Here is a 17,405-nt window from a genome sequence, read left to right on the forward strand (position 1 = left end):
CTTGAATCAAGCTGAGGATGAGATCTCCCCCGGAAAGATAGCTTTCATTCCGGTTTTGCCGTTGCACCATCAGATTTAACACTCTACTATCTTTCCATAAATCCACACAGAAACGATCAAACTATGCCGAAATTACGCCTGATTGGACTTACCATATTCAGTTTTAGCATCACTTGGTGCGCACATGCCGAAGATAAACGCTATATCTCCGATGAATTAAACACCTATGTCCTTAGCGGCCCAGGTAACCAATTTCGTGTTGTCGGCACACTTAATGCCGGCGAAGAAGTCACGCTATTGAACGTCAATGACAGTAACAGTTACGGGCAGATCCGTGATGCCAAAGGGCGCACGGTCTGGATCCCACTAAGTCAACTGAGTCAAACACCCAGCCTGCGCACGCAAGTGCCACTGTTAGAACAGCAGGTGAAAGACCTGACCGATAAATTAGCCAACATTGATAACAGCTGGAACCAACGTACCGCCGACATGCAGCAGAAAGTCGCCACCAGCGACAGCACCATCAATAGTTTGCGCCAAGAAAACCAGAATCTAAAGAATCAGTTGATTGTAGCGCAGAAAAAGGTAGATGCGGTTAACCTGCAGCTTGACGACAAACAACGGACCATTATTCTGCAGTGGTTTATGTACGGTGGTGGCGTCGCGGGTATGGGGTTACTGATTGGCCTACTGCTGCCTCGCCTGGTGCCACGCCGTAAAAACAGCCGCTGGATGAACTAATAACCGTTACCTGCGGTTCAAATATCTGTGGTTGTTGACAAGGTTCTTAAGCTCAAGATACCCGAGCCAAAACCGACCATGGGCATACTAATGACCGATGTTGCCAACAGCCCATCGGTCGGTTTGCCCTGATAACCGCTGTACCCACAATATTCAGGAGCTAAACCGTGAAGACTTACCTGGTCGGCGGCGCTGTACGCGACACCCTGCTTAATCTGCCGGTAGTTGATCGGGACTGGGTGGTGGTGGGTGCCACACCCGATGAACTGCTCGCGCTCGGTTATCAGCCTGTGGGTAAAGACTTCCCGGTATTTCTCAACCCGAAAACCCATGAAGAGTACGCACTGGCACGTACCGAGCGTAAATCGGGTCAGGGGTATACCGGTTTTAACTGCTACGCGGCCCCGGATGTCACCCTTGAAGCAGACTTGATGCGCCGTGATCTCACCATCAATGCCATGGCACAGGAAGACAACGGGAATTTGGTCGATCCCTATCATGGTCAAGCTGACCTTAATGCCCGCATTTTACGCCATGTTTCCCATGCCTTTGCAGAAGATCCGCTACGTGTTTTACGGGTAGCCCGCTTTGCTGCCCGCTTTGCCCCTTTGGGCTTTACCATCGCAGCGGAAACCCAGGCGCTGATGCGTAGCATGGCTGAAAGTGGCGAGTTATCCAGCTTAACCGCAGAACGAGTTTGGAAAGAAACAGAGAAAGCCTTACAGAGCCAGACTCCCCAGGTTTATTTCCAGGTACTACGGGACTGCGGGGCGTTAAAGGTGTTGTTCCCAGAAATTGATGCCTTATTTGGCGTACCGGCACCCGAAAAGTGGCACCCAGAGATCGATACCGGGGTACATACGTTGATGACACTGGCGATAGCCAGCCAACTCAGCGCTGAAGTGGCTATCCGTTTCTCCGCTCTGTGCCACGACTTGGGTAAGGGGCTAACACCGAAAGAACTCTGGCCCCGTCACTACGGTCATGGCCCGGTGGGGGTCAGGTTGGTGGAACAACTCTGCCAACGGTTACGCGTGCCGAACCCACTGCGTGAACTGGCCAAACTGGTGGCGGAATATCATGACCTGATCCACACCGTTGACAAGCTACGCCCGGAAACATTGCTCAAGTTGTTTGATAACATTGATGTGTGGCGTAAACCACAACGTCTGGAACAGATGATCCTCTCCAGCGAAGCCGATGCCCGAGGGCGCACCGGGTTTGAAAACTCACCTTACCCGCAAGGTGACTACTTGCGCCAAGCCTATCTGGTCGCCAACAGCATTTCGGTGAAAGAGGTGGTAGCCAGTGGCCTGCAAGGGCTGGCAATCCGCGATGAAGTGCGCCGCCGCCGCCAGCAAGCACTGGCAGAATGGAAGAAAGAGCAAGCCCCTTCAGCGTAATCATCACGCCAGGGGGGCTTACCCTTTTTACTCAATTACATAAACACCATATAAACCACACCCGCAACGATAAACCGGTAGATAGCAAACGGCACAAACGAAATACGTTTGATCAACTGCAGGAAAGTTTTAATCGCGATCAGCGCGACAACGAAAGCCGTAATAAAACCAACGGCGAACATTGGCAAGTCGGCCAAGGTCAGAAAATGCAGGCTCTTATAGAGATCCAGTATACTGGCCCCCATCATCATCGGTACCGCCAGGATGAAGGAAAACTCAGATGCTGCATAACGGTTTACCCCCACCAGCATACCGCCAGAAATGGTGGATCCTGAACGGGAAAAACCCGGCCACAGCGCCAGACATTGGAAGCAACCGATAGCAAACGCTTGACGATAAGTGATGTCATCCAACCCCACTGCCCGTGGGTTTTTCGGTTTTAGCCATTCCGCTACCAACAGCAGCACACCACCGGCAATCAGGGCATACATGACGTTTTTCGCTTCAAACAGCGATTTGATAAAATCATGAAACAGCAGCCCCAACACCACCGCCGGGAACATCGCCAGCAGGATATGCCCCAACGTCAGGTGCCCTGCCGTCTTCCCTTCATGAACTACTGGTTTACCACCAAAATGAATGCCGATCAGACCAAACAAGCGGCGCCAGAACACCACCACTACCGCCAGAATCGAACCCAGTTGAATAATCACTTCAAAAGTTTTGGCCGTATCCCCAGTAAAACCCAACCATTCCCCAACAATAATCATATGGCCAGTGGAAGAGACCGGTAGGAACTCGGTCAATCCTTCAACCACCCCAAGCACAAATGCCACAAACAATAAATGTACGTCTGTCATCAACCTGCCTACTCCGTTTAAAATTTAACAGCTTATTCTATACCCAGGTTCATTCAAGTTGCAGCCAATATCACTAGCGCATAAAAATGACCGAGTTTCAGACTGGCCGCCTACCGCGTTCAATAATCACCCCAACCCGGTTTGCTTGGGCCACCGCCCCCGGTTTGCTGACTTTAATACGCACCCAAGGAGAGTTAAAACGTTGCAGTAAAATTTCAGCCACCTCTTCCGCTACACGCTCTACCAAAGCAAAACGATTAGGTTGTACATGCCCAATCACCGCCTCACTGACATCCGCGTAGCTTAGGCAGTCATTCACATCATCACTGGCTGCGGCTTGGCGATTATCCCAGGCCATTTCGATATCGAACACCAGCTTCTGTTGAATGGTCTGTTCCCAGTCATAAACACCAATGGTGGTGATCACACTAAGTTCTTCAATAAATACGATATCCATCACGTCATTCTCAGTTTTTGCCCTTGCCAGTACCACTTCTGGCTGAATATGCGTATTATCCATGGATATTGTAAGTAAAACGACCATTATTAAACGGAACCGCGTTATGAGTGCTACCGCGCTTGGCATGATTATCTTCGCGTATCTGTGTGGCTCAATTTCCAGTGCGATCCTGGTTTGCCGGATCGCCGGGCTACCTGATCCGCGTGAACAAGGGTCAGGAAATCCTGGGGCCACCAATGTGCTGCGTATTGGCGGGCGCTTGGCGGCACTAGCGGTATTACTGTTTGATATTATCAAGGGGATGCTGCCGGTCTGGCTGGCTTATTGGCTCAACCTGCCACCGCTATACTTGGGGTTAACCGCCATCGCCGCCTGCCTTGGGCATATTTACCCGGTGTTCTTCCATTTTCGTGGGGGGAAAGGCGTCGCCACTGCATTCGGTGCCATTGCGCCAATCAGTTGGGACCTCACCGGCCTGATGACCGGAACCTGGCTGCTGACGGTACTATTGAGTGGTTATTCCTCACTGGGGGCAATCATCAGCGCACTCATTGCACCGTTTTACGTCTGGTGGTTCAAGCCGCAGTTCACCTTCCCGGTCGCTATGCTCTCGTGCCTGATCCTGTTGCGCCATCACGACAATATTCAGCGCCTGTGGCGTGGGCAAGAAGGGAAAATCTGGGGGAAATTCCGCAAAAAAAATAAAGAAACAGCGGAGTCGGCAGAAAAAAAAGAAGAGTAATCAGCGGCTAAGTTATCTATTCAAGCTTAATCCAGCCGCTGTTTATCTATTCACTTGGCGCTATCTAGCGTGATGGGGTTGAAATCAACCGCAGGCAACTCTGCCAGTGGCCAGCGTGGGTGCACCGAAACACTCAATTCACTATCGGCGCCGTTTTTCAGCCGGATCATCCCGGCGTAGGCAATCATGGCACCGTTATCGGTACAAAATTCCGGGCGAGCATAAAAAACCTCACCCCGACGTTTTTTCATCATTTCCGCCAGTTTATGGCGTAACGTCTGGTTTGCACTCACACCACCTGCAACCACCAGCCGCTTAAGGCCGGTTTGCTCCAACGCACGTTTACACTTGATGGCTAAGGTTTCTACCACCGCATCCTCAAATGCCCAGGCGATATCAGCTTGAGTTTGCTCATCGTTACCGTTGGCACGAATCGTATTGGCAGCAAACGTCTTCAAGCCGGAAAAACTGAAATCCAAACCGGGACGGTCCGTCATTGGCCGTGGAAAGGTAAAACGGCCTGGGGTCCCCTGTTGCGCCATTTTTGACAACAATGGTCCACCCGGGTAATCCAACCCCAACAACTTTGCCGTTTTGTCGAATGCTTCACCGGCAGCGTCATCAATCGACTCGCCGAGCAAGGTATATTCACCCACGCCGTTGACACAAATAAGCTGGGTATGGCCACCAGACACCAGTAACGCCACAAAGGGAAAGGCAGGTGGGTTATCCTCCAGCATGGGAGCCAGCAAGTGCCCTTCCATATGATGTACAGGCACCGCAGGGACGTTCCAGGCAAAGGCCAGCGCGCGACCAATGGTAGCCCCAACCAGCAGTGCCCCGACCAAACCCGGGCCCGCGGTATAGGCGACACCATCGATATCCGCCGCCGACAACCCCGCCTCTTTCAGCGCAGCCTGTATCAACGGCACGGTTTTGCGCACATGGTCACGGGAAGCCAGTTCCGGCACCACACCACCATAGTCGGCATGCAGCTTAACCTGGCTGTAAAGTTGATTAGCTAATAAACCGGCTTGGTCGTCATACACTGCAATTCCGGTTTCATCACAGGACGTTTCTATACCCAGTACGCGCATTACATTTCCCATCATTCACGTGCAGCGGTCAGTTTATCACAATCCAGATAGCGTTTACTGCCAATCCGGCAAGTTGAATCAACCTGAAAGGCTGCTTTGGCTAAAGGATAATCATATGAGTTTGCCATGGTGCTTTACAAAGCAGCATGCATTGAAGTAAAATTCCGCACCATTTTGAAAAGGCTGGCGCTTGGCCAGCAGCAAACCGAATTTTATTGAGGTGAGAGGCACATGCCTGTAATTAAAGTACGTGAAAACGAGCCATTTGATGTTGCTCTGCGTCGTTTCAAGCGTTCCTGCGAAAAAGCGGGTGTTTTAGCTGAAGTTCGTCGCCGTGAGTTTTATGAAAAACCAACTACCGAGCGTAAACGTGCTAAAGCTTCTGCGGTAAAGCGTCACGCCAAGAAACTGGCTCGCGAAAACGCACGCCGCACTCGTCTGTATTAATCCTTCGGGGGCAACCCCACCGCGTGTTTGTTGGTTTTAAACAACACGCAGACCGAGTAGTTGCATACGAAGGCCGTGCCTTCCGGAAGGAAAGCGCGGCTTGTTCTTGTTTATAGCTAATATAACAGGGGCTTATGGCTGGGCGAATTCCGCGTGTATTTATCAATGACTTGCTGGCTCGTACCGATATCATCGATCTGATCGATGCGCGGGTGAAGCTTAAAAAGCAGGGCAAGAACTATCACGCATGTTGTCCGTTCCACCACGAGAAAACACCTTCATTCACTGTAAATGGTGAAAAACAGTTTTATCACTGTTTTGGTTGTGGGGCACATGGCAACGCCGTCGATTTCCTGATGAATTACGACAGACTGGAGTTTGTCGAAACCATCGAAGAACTCGCCGCCATGCAGGGTCTGGAAGTGCCTTACGAGGCAGGTAACGGGCCAACGCAAATTGAACGCCATCAGCGCCAAAATCTCTACCAACTGATGGAGCAGCTCAGTACGTTCTATCAACAGTCGCTACATCAACCCAGTGGGTTGTCGGCACGTCATTACCTACAACAACGTGGATTGAGTGATGAGGTTATCCACCATTTTGCCATCGGTTTTGCACCGCCGGGTTGGGATAACGCGCTCAAGCGTTTTGGCGGGAATAGCGACAACCGGGCCGCATTGAATGATGCCGGTATGCTGGTGACCAACGATCAAGGGCGTACTTATGATCGTTTTCGCGAACGTGTGATGTTCCCCATTCGCGACAAACGTGGGCGAGTCATCGCTTTTGGTGGGCGGGTATTGGGTGATGGCTTGCCAAAATACTTGAACTCGCCAGAAACTGAAGTGTTCCACAAAGGCCGCCAGTTATATGGCCTGTATGAAGCACAACAGATTCACTCCACCCCGCAGCGCCTGTTGGTGGTGGAAGGTTATATGGATGTGGTGGCATTAGCGCAATATGGCATAGATTATGCCGTTGCCTCATTAGGCACCTCAACCACGGCGGAACACATTCAGTTACTGTTCCGCGCCACAGATAATGTGATCTGTTGTTATGATGGTGACAGGGCTGGCCGCGAGGCAGCTTGGCGTGCGTTAGAAACCGCACTGCCCTATCTTAATGATGGTCGCCAGTTACGTTTTATGTTTTTGCCTGATGGTGAAGACCCGGACACCTTAGTACGCAAAGAGGGCAAAGAGGCCTTTGAACAACGAATGGAGCTGGCGCAGCCGCTTTCCACTTTCTTATTCGAAACCTTGATGCCACAAGTGGATTTAAGTAGCCCGGATGGTCGCGCCAAACTGAGTACACTGGCACTGCCGTTGATCACTCAGGTGCCCGGAGAAACGTTGCGTTTATATTTGCGTCAACAACTGGGTAGTAAGCTGGGCCTGCTGGATGACAGCCAACTTGATAAGTTGATGCCCAAACAGATGGAAAATGCCAATCCTTATCAGGCCCCCCAGCTAAAGCGCACGACCATGCGTATACTGATAGGTTTACTGGTGCAGAATCCACGTTTGGCTACACTTATACCATCGCTGGAAGGGTTAGAGCAGAGCAAGCAGGCAGGCTTACCGTTATTTTCTGAATTGGTGCAAACCTGTTTAGCACAGCCTGGGCTCAACACTGGCCAGTTGCTGGAGCTCTATCGGGACAATGAATTCAGTCCGCAGCTTGAAACCTTGGCAACATGGAACCATATGATCGTTGAGGATCAAGTTGAACAACATTTTTTAGATACATTGACTAACCTGTATGAGTCAATCTTGGAAAAACGCCAGGAAGATTTAATCGCCCGTGACAGAACGCATGGCCTGAACGCCGATGAGCGTAAAGAACTTTGGTCATTGCAGCTGGCGTTAGCGAAGAAAAACTGAATACCAAACGGCTTAAGTGCCGCTAAAAAACAGGGAAATGCCCTGATATATGTCGCCATAGTGGGCCGCGACAACAATGAAAACGCCCCAAATGCTATTGTTGGCAGTTTAGCCGACCGACACCAACCTAAATACTCTGAAGTGTGGATACCGTCTTATGGAGCAAAACCCGCAGTCACAGCTAAAGCTACTTGTCACCCGCGGTAAGGAGCAAGGCTATCTGACCTATGCTGAGGTCAATGACCATCTGCCGGAAGATATCGTCGACTCCGACCAGATCGAAGACATCATCCAGATGATCAACGACATGGGCATCCAGGTGCTGGAAGAGGCACCGGACGCCGATGATTTGATGCTGGCCGAGAATACCACCGATACTGACGAAGATGCCGCAGAAGCTGCAGCTCAGGTGCTCTCAAGCGTTGAATCCGAAATTGGCCGTACCACTGATCCGGTGCGCATGTATATGCGTGAGATGGGTACCGTTGAACTGTTGACGCGTGAAGGTGAAATCGACATCGCCAAACGCATTGAAGACGGTATCAATCAGGTGCAGTGCTCAGTTGCCGAGTACCCGGAAGCCATTACCTACTTGTTGGAACAATATGATCGTGTCGAAGCGGGCGAAGTGCGCCTGTCTGACCTGATCACCGGCTTTGTCGACCCTAATGCGGAGGAAGAACTTGCGCCAACCGCTACGCACATCGGTTCTGAATTAACACCTGAAGAACAGAATGACGACGAAGAGGACGAAGAAGACGAGGATGATGCTGAAGACGACAACAGCATCGACCCGGAATTGGCACGCCAGAAGTTTCTTGACCTGCGCACCCAACATGAAGCAACCAGCCTGGTTATCAAAACCCATGGCCGTAGCCATGCCAGTGCAGCAGAAGAGATCCTGAAGCTTTCTGAGGTCTTCAAACAGTTCCGTCTGGTGCCTAAACAGTTCGACTTCCTGGTCAACAACATGCGTGCCATGATGGATCGCGTTCGTACTCAAGAACGCCTGATCATGAAACTGTGTGTTGAACAGTGCAAAATGCCGAAGAAAAACTTTGTGACCCTGTTCGCGGGCAACGAAACCAGTACCACCTGGTTTGAAGCTGCACTTGCCATGGCCAAACCATGGGCAGAGAAACTCAAAGAAGTGGCTGACGATGTTCAACGTAGCCTGCAGAAACTGCGCCAGATCGAAGAAGAAACCGGCCTGACCATTGAGCAAGTTAAAGACATCAACCGTCGCATGTCGATTGGCGAAGCCAAAGCTCGCCGCGCGAAGAAGGAGATGGTTGAAGCCAACTTGCGTCTGGTTATCTCTATTGCCAAGAAATACACCAACCGTGGCCTGCAATTCCTGGATCTGATCCAGGAAGGTAATATCGGTTTGATGAAAGCAGTAGATAAGTTTGAATACCGCCGTGGTTATAAGTTCTCGACTTATGCAACTTGGTGGATCCGCCAGGCGATCACCCGTTCTATTGCGGATCAGGCGCGCACTATTCGTATTCCAGTGCATATGATTGAGACCATCAACAAACTCAACCGTATCTCACGCCAGATGCTGCAAGAAATGGGCCGTGAACCGACGCCGGAAGAGTTGGCTGAACGCATGTTAATGCCGGAAGACAAGATCCGTAAGGTGTTGAAGATCGCCAAAGAGCCTATCTCCATGGAAACGCCAATTGGTGATGATGAAGATTCGCATCTTGGTGATTTTATTGAGGATACCACCCTTGAGCTGCCGCTGGATTCTGCCACTTCGGAAAGTCTGCGTTCTGCCACCCACGATGTTCTGGCTGGCCTGACCGCGCGCGAAGCGAAAGTACTACGGATGCGTTTCGGTATTGATATGAATACCGACCACACTCTGGAAGAAGTGGGTAAACAGTTTGACGTTACCCGCGAGCGTATCCGCCAGATCGAAGCTAAAGCGTTGCGTAAACTACGCCACCCAAGCCGCTCGGAAGTGTTACGCAGCTTCTTGGATGATTAAGTTTTTCGACCCAAGCCCCAGCATTGCTGGGGCTTAATTATTGAAAGACAGAATAGACCACCTGCTTATTTTCCATAGTGGAAATACCCGCAGATACCATTCCAGATTCCCCCCAGTTCCTCTAATCAATTCTGTCACCGAAGTGGATACCAGCAGATTTAGTCACCATCAGCCATAAGGCACTCTGCGGGTATTAAGTTGTAAAGACGACCTCCGCGCTTGGAAATATCATCTCAGAAAATACCGCCCTACTTTCCTTTGCCCCTATCCTTACCTCTACCCTAGTCAGGTTCCAAAGCCACGCCCGCTTGCCGTCCCTTGCAGTGGATACCCTTGCCACGGGTCATAACTCTGCAATTTAATGGTGATGGATATCCTCTTGAGATGTAACGCTAATTACATATTACTTTAATATTTTTACCATCATTGAGGACTACAGTGCAGGAGATCATTTTAAACTGATCATTTTAAACAAGGAGAGTAAAACATGCCTATTACCCGCCATCGCCAATCTCATTGGCTCAAGAAATTGTCTTATTTATTTCTCGTTTCATTCTGTTTGACATGTTTGTCAGCCTGTGACTCATCCGACAGTTCTAAATCTTTCAGTGAATTTAAAAAAGAGCAGAAAGAAAATGAAAAAGAGGAAGGAAAAGAAAAAGAAGAAGAAGAGAAAGAGAAAGAGAAAGAGAAAGAGAAAGAGAAAGAGAAAGAGAAAGAGAAAGAGAAAGAGAAAGAGAAAGAAGCCACCATACGTTGCGCCCCTTAATTAGGTTAAAACACCCCCTAATTATCACCTGATATTATAGATGAAATGATCCTTTAGATAATTTTAGTTGCAGGACAAAACGCAAAGCGTTTTGAACAGCGCTTGCGCTGGCTCTTTAGGGCGAGGCCTTGTGCCGAGTAACGTGGTGAACTTATGACTCATCGGTCGTTAAACGATTTGAATGTCACAAAAAATAGCCCGAAATATCAGCCCTATGGAGAAGTAAATCATAAGCACAGCCAGCACATCGACAACTTTCATTATTAAAGCGAAGAATAAGGGAAACAGGACTCCGTTATGACTATTGATAAAAGCAAACGCAAATTTTTAAAAGGGTCATTAAGCACCGTTGCTGCGATGACTGCTATGCAAATGTTCCCACCTAGCATTCAAAAAGCGCTGGCCATTGCGGCAAACAATACAACCGGCACGATTAATGATGTGGAGCATATTGTTATATTTATGCAGGAAAACCGCTCCTTTGATAATTACTTTGGCACGCTCCCTGGCGTGCGTGGTTTTGGCGATCGTTTTACTATTCCATTACCTGACGGCCTCAGCGTTTGGCAACAGAATGATGGTAAAGGGAATACCATATTACCTTATCGTCTTGATCAAAATCAGGGTAATGCGCAACGTGTTGCAGGAACGCCGCATTCTTGGGTTGATGCCAGAAATGCCTGGGATAAAGGGCGCATGACAAACTGGCCTCAATACAAAGAACCTCAATCCATGTCCTATTATGGTGAGCAGGAATTAGAATATCAATTTGCCCTCGCTAATGCTTTTACCCTTTGTGATGGCTATTATTGCTCTCTACATGGTGGAACTAATAGCAACCGTTTATTTCATATGACGGGGACCAATGGCGCAACCACGCCTACCGGCAAGGTCGTGGTTAATAATGTCTTCGATGAGCTCGCCACTGATACTGATCTGAACTACGGTTATGACTGGACCACCTACCCAGAACGTTTGGAAGCTAAAGGCGTATCCTGGAAGGTTTATCAAAATATGCCGGATAACTTTACTGACAATCCATTGGCGGGGTTCACTCAATATCGCGAAGCCAATATCCTTTCTGGCAAGCCAGTCTATAACGATCTTCAACCGGAAGAAAACCCGAGTTATGATCCGGCAACCGATAGCAAAGGATTATATAAAGGTATTGCTAATACCATGTCCGATGGTGGTTTTTTAGCGAGCTTTAAACAGGACATCTTGTCAGGTAATTTGCCGCAGGTAACTTGGATTATTGCTCCTGCTGCCTATTCCGAACACCCTGGCCCTTCAAGCCCAATACAGGGGGCTTGGTATACCCAGGAAATTCTGGATGCGTTAACGGCTAATCCGGATGTGTGGAGCAAGACAGTATTATTCCTCAATTTCGACGAAAATGATGGCTACTTTGATCATATGCCACCACCTTGTGCCCCTTCTTTGGATGCGGATGGTCAACTTATCGGTAAATCTACGCTTAGTGATAAGGATTTATCGTATGAATATTACACACATCCTACTGTTGATGGCACGAGAATGCCCCCTCAGGACCAAGATTGCTATGGCCCGGGTCCACGGGTGCCCATGTTTGTTATTTCCCCTTGGAGTCGCGGCGGTTGGGTCAATTCACAGCAATTTGATCACACGTCGGTACTACGCTTTCTGGAAACCCGTTTTGGCATAGCCGAAGAAAACATTAGCCCTTTCCGGCGTGCGGTGTTCGGCGATTTGACCAGTACATTTAACTTTGCCAACCCTAATTTTGAGCAAATGCCCGCCCTCGCAGGTCGAAATACCAAAGACAATGCGGATACATTGCGCAATGAACAGCAAAAGAAGCTAAAAATTCCTGTTCCATCACAACAAGACTTGCCAGTACAGCAACCGGGTATAAAACCAGCGCGTGCTTTGCCTTATGAACTCCACACCAGCGCCCGCACTGATGCTAAGGCCCAAGTCGTCAGCCTGATCTTTTCCAATACGGGCAGTGAGGCGGCGGTATTCCATGTATACGATAAGTTGCATCTGGATCGCGTACCGCGCCGTTATGTTGTTGAGGCAGGTAAACTATTAGACGATATCTGGGCACTTGATGATGACGGGCGTTATGATTTGTGGGTATTAGGCCCCAACGGCTATCACCGTGCTTTTGCTGGTGTATTAACTCAGGATAGTGCTGCTGCTAATCCCGAAATACGTGTTTGCTATAACATTACGACAGGTGGCGTGATAGTGACGTTGATGAACAACGGTACGCAACCCTGCGTCTTTAACGTATCGGCCAAAGCCTATCGTAACGATGGCCCTTGGACGACTAACGTTAACGCTGGTACCCAACAGGATTATGACTGGAACCTGGACAATAGTGGTAACTGGTATGATTTTGAGGTGACTTGCCCAGCATTACTGGATTACCGTCGCCGTTTTGCTGGCCATGTGGAAACCGGTAAACATACCATTACCGACCCGGCCATGGGGTTGTTGTAAGGCATAGACCCGACATTGCACTGCATACTGCAAACCTAAAATCAAAATACGTCAGGGATTCACCTGATGTGCATTATCCCGGAGGTTAAACCTCCGGGAGCGTACTTACCGTTTTCATCTCATTATTTAAAGCATAGAAATCCGGTTGACCAATAATTGCTTTAAAATTTAATTTTTCAAAAAAACGTCATAACAGCATCATATTGTAAATTGAAGCCTGTAGTTTTGGTGACCAACGCCCGATTCCCTTGATCAGCTCAGCGGTAGAGCAGTGTGGTATCAATCAGTAGGAAGAAATGCCGATCAACGCTTAGATCCCTATGCTAATGCCAGTCACCGCCTGTAGTAGCCAACACTGCCCACTGAATAGGGATGGGTATAAATAGCAATAACGCCAATAACGTACTGTTTGCTGGCCTGACAGCAACGCTCGCAAAACCCATCTGCAATAACAATCGGCTATAGCTGAACAGAAAATCACCATACAAACAGACGACTGTAGACCTGCATCCCGTCATTACCGTATAATCACGCCGCCTGGCCCCTTAGCTCAGCGGTTAGAGCAGTCGACTCATAATCGATTGGTCGCTGGTTCAAACCCAGCAGGGGCCACCAAATCAACATTCTGTTAGCGCTTTCAACATTCGTTTACAGACAAGAAACCCGCACTCTACCTAGGATTGCGGGTTTTTTATTGCCTGCGATCTTTTGGTTTGATACGGTTATAGCCGGATACTTTAGGCATACATTTAGGCATGTGATGCCCATATGCCCAAATCAGCTATGCCTAAACAGGTGACTGTATAGGAGAAGATGCAATGGCGCGCCGAACAAAATCGCTGACCAACACGGAAGTAAAAGCAGCAAAAGCCACCGAAAAACCGGTAATGCTCTATGACGGTGACGGTTTAGAATTGCTAGTTAACCCCTCTGGCTCCAAACTTTGGCGCTTCCGCTACTACAAACCCACCACCAAAAAACGGGCAATGATAAGTTTCGGTGCTTTTCCTGCTGTTACTCTAGCTGAGGCTAGGCAATGCCGAGACGATGCTAAAGCCCTGCTATCACGTGATGTTGATCCAGCAGAACACAAAGCCAAGCAGCGAGAGAGGCTGTTAGAAACCAACAGCAATACTTTTGGTAAAGTTGCTTTAGATTGGTTTGAATTAAAAAAAACCAAAGGGCTAGAGCCCGGAACCCTAAAAGACATTTGGCGCTCATTAGAAAGAGCCGTGTTACCTGAACTTGGCGATCAGCCCATCAGTTCGTTAACCGCCAGATCCTTTATTAACGCTCTCAAACCCATTGACGCCCAAGGCAAGGCAGATACGGTAAGAAGATTGGCGCAACGCATCAATGAAGTGATGGATTATGCCGTTAACGCCGACATTATCCCCGCCAACCCAGCCGCCAAAATCAGTAAAACCTTTAGTGCGCCGGTAGTACGCCATATGCCAGCAATTCGCCCAGAGGAATTACCTGACTTTATGCGAGCGCTTTCCGTTGCCCGTATTGAGCTACAAACTCGTTTAGTCATTGAGTGGCAATTGCTGATGATATGCCGCCCCAATGAGGCAGCTAAGGCAAGGTGGGATGAGATCGATTTTGATGCAAAAGAATGGTGCTTGCCAGCGGGAAGAATGAAACAGCGCCGTGACCACGTTATACCGATCAATAAGCAGGCTATGGCGGTTCTTGAGGTTATGCGCCCGATCAGTGGGCACAGAGAGTTCATATTCCCGCACTATAGCGACCCTCAACGCCCAATGAACGAACAGACTGCTAACGCAGCAATCAAGCGTATGGGGTATGGCGGCAAACTTGTTGCCCATGGTTTACGCTCTGTGGCGAGTACCGCGATGAATGAACAAGGTTTTCCACCTGATGTGATTGAGGCCGCCCTTTCTCACATCGACAAAGACGAGGTGCGCCGGGCTTATAACCGATCGACCTATCTTGAACAACGTCGCCCATTAATGACCTGGTGGGGTGATTTCGTAGAGAATGCGGCTACTGGTCATATTTTGGCATCAGGTAATACTCGGGGCTTACGAGTGGTAGGTGAGTAATGGATAAAATTACACCTATGTAGATGAAATGACGTTATCATGTTCATTGACAATAAGTATCGTTCGAAGCCCCGTATGGCGTTATTTTATGTCCATAAATCGATACCGTGAATGATGAATTAACGGCAGCAACGACTGATTAGCATGGTATCTGATAATATCCCCCTCACCACAAATAGAAAAACGGATGATCTTAAAATGAGCTTACCAGAAAGAAAATATTATGATTTAACAACCACAGCTCAGTTAATAGGGTGTGATGTTAAAGACCTAATACACTATGCATCCACTGGCTTGCTAGATATTTGTGTGAAAATTGACTTAAGCCCATACATTGACAAAGGATTAATTGAAATCCGGTCTAAGATTAATAAAGAATGGATACGGGATAATCAAAAAAATGAAGAGCTCATTTATAAAACAAATCATGCAACAATTATTGAAAAAATCGAATACATTCCCAGCGATGGAGTGAAAAAAACCAAGATTAAATCAGTTATCGAAGCAAAAGGCTGCTTTTCATTGAATAAGAAATATTTTTTTGACACTGAGACTGCGATACTGTCTGGTTGTAAAATTAAAGCATCAGATTTCCTTGTAAGCCGGGCACCAACACCTAAAAAGGTAGAGTTTAATAAATATCTACCTTACGCAATAAATATAATTAATGACTGCATTACTGTCTCCATCGAGGATATGATAGTAACAAAAGAAGAATTTTTAATATTAAAATCCGGTGGAATAACCACTAATTTCCGGCTAAATAAAAGTGGAGATATCGATTTGATGCTTGCTCAACATTTACCGAGCATCAAAAGAGATGAGGCCAAGAGTATCAATTCTGAGGAAAGAGTATCGGGTAAAATGTATGAAGCATTTAGCATATTTTTTGATACTCATCCTGCATTGGGAAAAGAGATGAAAAAACACCCATACAAAGCAACAAATATTCTCAACTCTCTTGCGGAGTCAGAGGGTCGAAACGTTTCCTTTAATAGTGAAACTGTCAAAAACTGGCTGAACAAGACCAAATAACACCCTAATTAAGGGTGTATATAGTCTAATTTAGGGTTCCTGGCCTTTCAAATTCAAAGGAAGTTATACCATTATCTCCATATCACCGGAATCGACCGATATCAAAGGAGATAGAGCAAATGGCACCAACAGAAAGAAAAATCTTACTAAAAAAAGAAGTTAAAGCGATTTTACGCCTGAAATCCGATAGCGCATTTCAAGACATGATAAACGCAGGCATATTCCCCAAAGGCTTTCGCATTGGCCTACGCCGTGTAGGTTGGTTTGAAGATGAAGTAAATATTTGGCTTGAAAAGCGTATTGCTGAGCGTGACCAAGTTGAAGAGATATAGTCATATGCCTACATCCCATCCTGTAAATCATGATTTGAAAGACTGTGGAATGCTTACGGCTGCTACTTACAGTCAAATAGATGGATGCCATACAACAGCGAAAAAACAAAAGGCTAGCACTAAGGATGCTGCCTTCATGCTCTTCACTAGTGGCAGTCAAACCTTTGGCTCAATATCTCGTTGCTGTAGTTCTTTACGGATAATTCGTTTTATCCAGGCAGCCAAGGATTCATCACCATCTTGTCGTTGTGCCTCTTCCATTAAATCGCGTAATTCTGGATCTAGGCGAAATTGGAACGGTGGATTACCACGCCTTTGGCTTTTGTGTGTTGACATGTTAAGTACACTCGGTGTAAGGTTTTTATGTGTAGTGACACACTACATGCACATAAATGAAAAGGCAACGCCCCGGAGTGCGGCAACACTACCGAGGCGTCTAACCACAACGTTAGAAGGACTAACGCCATGGCTACCACAAAGTGTACCTATATCTTTGCGGCGATCAATCGCACCCAGAAGAAAGTTAAGCCCATTATGCTGCGGGGAACCGCGTTTGATGAAAAATCAGCCCGCCGCCGCTATGCCCCTGATTACATATTGCTGTTTGCTGGCCGCCTGCCGGTTCAAGGGGGTGATCATGTCTAACCTGATTGATAGAACCCCACTGACTGCCCAAGAGGTGGCTTTTCAGTGCTTAGCACTGACCCACGCCGCCCTGTTTTCAAGCCAGCAAGCCGTCAGGGAAACGCTGCTGTTTATCCTGTTCGACAGAATAGACACGCTCTATGAGATGTTGCCGGAACCATGCACAACATGCAGCGAACCAGCAACCAAATAGCGGGAATATAAACCATGAATAAAAAATTAACCGGTCACACGCCGGGGGCCAAACTCATCCCCAAAATGGCACCAACGGTGATATTCCGCTGCTGTAGTCGACATGGGGAAGGCCAGCGCGAAGCATCAATTTTCTGTTTCCTGAAAGTTTTCAACCGCACCAGCAATGAGGGATTTCACCAAAAATGAAATGGGCTCCCAACGTGAAAAAAATCCCAAAAGATCCGTATACCGAAGCGATTATTTT

18 protein-coding genes and 1 tRNA gene are annotated in these 17,405 nt (G+C 48.0%); 15 read left to right on the plus strand and 4 right to left on the minus strand.

The window, feature by feature from the left end; translation table 11 throughout:
- Nucleotides 1-123 precede the first annotated feature (123 nt).
- Nucleotides 124-741 (plus strand): TIGR04211 family SH3 domain-containing protein, encoded by a 618-nt coding sequence (locus AC2A06_RS06625; RefSeq protein ID WP_023490362.1) that lies wholly within the window; start codon nucleotides 124-126, stop codon nucleotides 739-741.
- Between the two features lie 167 nt (nucleotides 742-908).
- Complete coding sequence (locus AC2A06_RS06630) at nucleotides 909-2,144, plus strand: multifunctional CCA addition/repair protein (RefSeq protein ID WP_484379768.1); 1,236 nt, start codon at nucleotides 909-911, stop codon at nucleotides 2,142-2,144.
- A 35-nt stretch (nucleotides 2,145-2,179) separates the two neighbouring features.
- On the opposite strand, the gene bacA is transcribed toward AC2A06_RS06630, so the two are convergent.
- Together bacA and folB are read right to left on the minus strand one after the other, a co-directional pair.
- Nucleotides 2,180-3,004, minus strand: coding sequence for an undecaprenyl-diphosphate phosphatase (gene bacA, locus AC2A06_RS06635; RefSeq protein WP_484379769.1), 825 nt, complete (start codon nucleotides 3,002-3,004; stop codon nucleotides 2,180-2,182).
- 97 nt (nucleotides 3,005-3,101) lie between these two features.
- Nucleotides 3,102-3,461, minus strand: coding sequence for a bifunctional dihydroneopterin aldolase/7,8-dihydroneopterin epimerase (gene folB, locus AC2A06_RS06640; RefSeq protein WP_037384678.1), 360 nt, complete (start codon nucleotides 3,459-3,461; stop codon nucleotides 3,102-3,104).
- Between the two features lie 106 nt (nucleotides 3,462-3,567).
- Here folB and plsY point away from each other — a divergent pair, with 106 nt between their 5' ends.
- On the plus strand, nucleotides 3,568-4,206 hold the full coding sequence (plsY, locus tag AC2A06_RS06645; protein ID WP_023490370.1) for a glycerol-3-phosphate 1-O-acyltransferase PlsY: 639 nt from the start codon (nucleotides 3,568-3,570) through the stop codon (nucleotides 4,204-4,206).
- A 50-nt stretch (nucleotides 4,207-4,256) separates the two neighbouring features.
- Here plsY and tsaD read toward each other — a convergent pair whose 3' ends face one another.
- Nucleotides 4,257-5,303 carry a tRNA (adenosine(37)-N6)-threonylcarbamoyltransferase complex transferase subunit TsaD gene (tsaD, locus tag AC2A06_RS06650; protein WP_484379770.1) on the minus strand — a complete coding sequence of 349 codons (1,047 nt, stop codon included), beginning with the start codon at nucleotides 5,301-5,303 and terminating at the stop codon, nucleotides 4,257-4,259.
- A 231-nt stretch (nucleotides 5,304-5,534) separates the two neighbouring features.
- On the opposite strand from tsaD, the gene rpsU reads away from it, so the two are divergent.
- The 9 genes from rpsU (at nucleotide 5,535) to AC2A06_RS06695 (ending at nucleotide 16,321) form a co-directional block, all read left to right on the plus strand.
- Nucleotides 5,535-5,750 carry a 30S ribosomal protein S21 gene (gene rpsU / locus AC2A06_RS06655; protein WP_001144069.1) on the plus strand — a complete coding sequence of 72 codons (216 nt, stop codon included), beginning with the start codon at nucleotides 5,535-5,537 and terminating at the stop codon, nucleotides 5,748-5,750.
- 134 nt (nucleotides 5,751-5,884) lie between these two features.
- Nucleotides 5,885-7,633, plus strand: coding sequence for a DNA primase (gene dnaG, locus AC2A06_RS06660; RefSeq protein ID WP_484379771.1), 1,749 nt, complete (start codon nucleotides 5,885-5,887; stop codon nucleotides 7,631-7,633).
- A 157-nt stretch (nucleotides 7,634-7,790) separates the two neighbouring features.
- Nucleotides 7,791-9,629, plus strand: a complete 1,839-nt coding sequence (rpoD, locus tag AC2A06_RS06665) for an RNA polymerase sigma factor RpoD (RefSeq protein ID WP_484379772.1) — start codon at nucleotides 7,791-7,793, stop codon at nucleotides 9,627-9,629.
- Between the two features lie 487 nt (nucleotides 9,630-10,116).
- Entirely contained in the window at nucleotides 10,117-10,398 is a 282-nt protein-coding gene (locus AC2A06_RS06670) for a hypothetical protein (RefSeq protein ID WP_484379773.1), read from the plus strand.
- 297 nt (nucleotides 10,399-10,695) lie between these two features.
- A complete protein-coding gene (locus AC2A06_RS06675; RefSeq protein WP_484379774.1) occupies nucleotides 10,696-12,885 on the plus strand; it encodes a phosphocholine-specific phospholipase C in 2,190 nt (729 codons plus the stop codon).
- Nucleotides 12,886-13,424: 539 nt separating this feature from the next.
- Nucleotides 13,425-13,500: transfer RNA gene (locus tag AC2A06_RS06680), tRNA-Ile, on the plus strand.
- Nucleotides 13,501-13,703: 203 nt separating this feature from the next.
- Nucleotides 13,704-14,954 (plus strand): integrase domain-containing protein, encoded by a 1,251-nt coding sequence (locus AC2A06_RS06685; RefSeq protein ID WP_484379775.1) that lies wholly within the window; start codon nucleotides 13,704-13,706, stop codon nucleotides 14,952-14,954.
- A gap of 144 nt (nucleotides 14,955-15,098) precedes the next feature.
- Complete coding sequence (locus AC2A06_RS06690) at nucleotides 15,099-15,989, plus strand: hypothetical protein (protein ID WP_484379776.1); 891 nt, start codon at nucleotides 15,099-15,101, stop codon at nucleotides 15,987-15,989.
- A 119-nt stretch (nucleotides 15,990-16,108) separates the two neighbouring features.
- Nucleotides 16,109-16,321, plus strand: a complete 213-nt coding sequence (locus AC2A06_RS06695; RefSeq protein WP_484379777.1) for a helix-turn-helix transcriptional regulator — start codon at nucleotides 16,109-16,111, stop codon at nucleotides 16,319-16,321.
- A 156-nt stretch (nucleotides 16,322-16,477) separates the two neighbouring features.
- On the opposite strand, the gene AC2A06_RS06700 is transcribed toward AC2A06_RS06695, so the two are convergent.
- Nucleotides 16,478-16,657 carry a YlcI/YnfO family protein gene (locus AC2A06_RS06700; RefSeq protein WP_484379778.1) on the minus strand — a complete coding sequence of 60 codons (180 nt, stop codon included), beginning with the start codon at nucleotides 16,655-16,657 and terminating at the stop codon, nucleotides 16,478-16,480.
- Between the two features lie 129 nt (nucleotides 16,658-16,786).
- On the opposite strand from AC2A06_RS06700, the gene AC2A06_RS06705 reads away from it, so the two are divergent.
- From AC2A06_RS06705 to AC2A06_RS06715, 3 genes are read left to right on the plus strand one after another with little or no spacing between them, the layout of a single operon-like run.
- Nucleotides 16,787-16,966, plus strand: coding sequence for a host cell division inhibitor Icd-like protein (locus tag AC2A06_RS06705; protein WP_484379779.1), 180 nt, complete (start codon nucleotides 16,787-16,789; stop codon nucleotides 16,964-16,966).
- On the plus strand, nucleotides 16,959-17,159 hold the full coding sequence (locus AC2A06_RS06710) for a hypothetical protein (RefSeq protein WP_484379780.1): 201 nt from the start codon (nucleotides 16,959-16,961) through the stop codon (nucleotides 17,157-17,159). The genes AC2A06_RS06705 and AC2A06_RS06710 overlap by 8 nt, the downstream gene beginning before the upstream one ends.
- A 14-nt stretch (nucleotides 17,160-17,173) precedes the next feature.
- A complete protein-coding gene (locus AC2A06_RS06715; protein ID WP_484379781.1) occupies nucleotides 17,174-17,347 on the plus strand; it encodes a hypothetical protein in 174 nt (57 codons plus the stop codon).
- The last annotated feature ends 58 nt before the right edge of the window (nucleotides 17,348-17,405 follow it).

Source organism: Serratia sp. HNCC26DJ244 (assembly GCF_057180565.1).

What these genes read in the sequence shown, in the direction of transcription:
- AC2A06_RS06625 (WP_023490362.1), top strand. Translation starts at nt 124, where the DNA reads ATGCCGAAATTACGCCTGATTGGACTTACCATATTCAGTTTTAGCATC.
- bacA (WP_484379769.1), bottom strand. Translation starts at nt 3,004, where the DNA reads ATGACAGACGTACATTTATTGTTTGTGGCATTTGTGCTTGGGGTGGTT.
- folB (WP_037384678.1), bottom strand. Translation starts at nt 3,461, where the DNA reads ATGGATATCGTATTTATTGAAGAACTTAGTGTGATCACCACCATTGGT.
- plsY (WP_023490370.1), top strand. Translation starts at nt 3,568, where the DNA reads ATGAGTGCTACCGCGCTTGGCATGATTATCTTCGCGTATCTGTGTGGC.
- tsaD (WP_484379770.1), bottom strand. Translation starts at nt 5,303, where the DNA reads ATGCGCGTACTGGGTATAGAAACGTCCTGTGATGAAACCGGAATTGCA.
- rpsU (WP_001144069.1), top strand. Translation starts at nt 5,535, where the DNA reads ATGCCTGTAATTAAAGTACGTGAAAACGAGCCATTTGATGTTGCTCTG.
- dnaG (WP_484379771.1), top strand. Translation starts at nt 5,885, where the DNA reads ATGGCTGGGCGAATTCCGCGTGTATTTATCAATGACTTGCTGGCTCGT.
- rpoD (WP_484379772.1), top strand. Translation starts at nt 7,791, where the DNA reads ATGGAGCAAAACCCGCAGTCACAGCTAAAGCTACTTGTCACCCGCGGT.
- AC2A06_RS06670 (WP_484379773.1), top strand. Translation starts at nt 10,117, where the DNA reads ATGCCTATTACCCGCCATCGCCAATCTCATTGGCTCAAGAAATTGTCT.
- AC2A06_RS06675 (WP_484379774.1), top strand. Translation starts at nt 10,696, where the DNA reads ATGACTATTGATAAAAGCAAACGCAAATTTTTAAAAGGGTCATTAAGC.
- AC2A06_RS06685 (WP_484379775.1), top strand. Translation starts at nt 13,704, where the DNA reads ATGGCGCGCCGAACAAAATCGCTGACCAACACGGAAGTAAAAGCAGCA.
- AC2A06_RS06690 (WP_484379776.1), top strand. Translation starts at nt 15,099, where the DNA reads ATGGTATCTGATAATATCCCCCTCACCACAAATAGAAAAACGGATGAT.
- AC2A06_RS06695 (WP_484379777.1), top strand. Translation starts at nt 16,109, where the DNA reads ATGGCACCAACAGAAAGAAAAATCTTACTAAAAAAAGAAGTTAAAGCG.
- AC2A06_RS06700 (WP_484379778.1), bottom strand. Translation starts at nt 16,657, where the DNA reads ATGTCAACACACAAAAGCCAAAGGCGTGGTAATCCACCGTTCCAATTT.
- AC2A06_RS06705 (WP_484379779.1), top strand. Translation starts at nt 16,787, where the DNA reads ATGGCTACCACAAAGTGTACCTATATCTTTGCGGCGATCAATCGCACC.
- AC2A06_RS06710 (WP_484379780.1), top strand. Translation starts at nt 16,959, where the DNA reads ATGTCTAACCTGATTGATAGAACCCCACTGACTGCCCAAGAGGTGGCT.
- AC2A06_RS06715 (WP_484379781.1), top strand. Translation starts at nt 17,174, where the DNA reads ATGAATAAAAAATTAACCGGTCACACGCCGGGGGCCAAACTCATCCCC.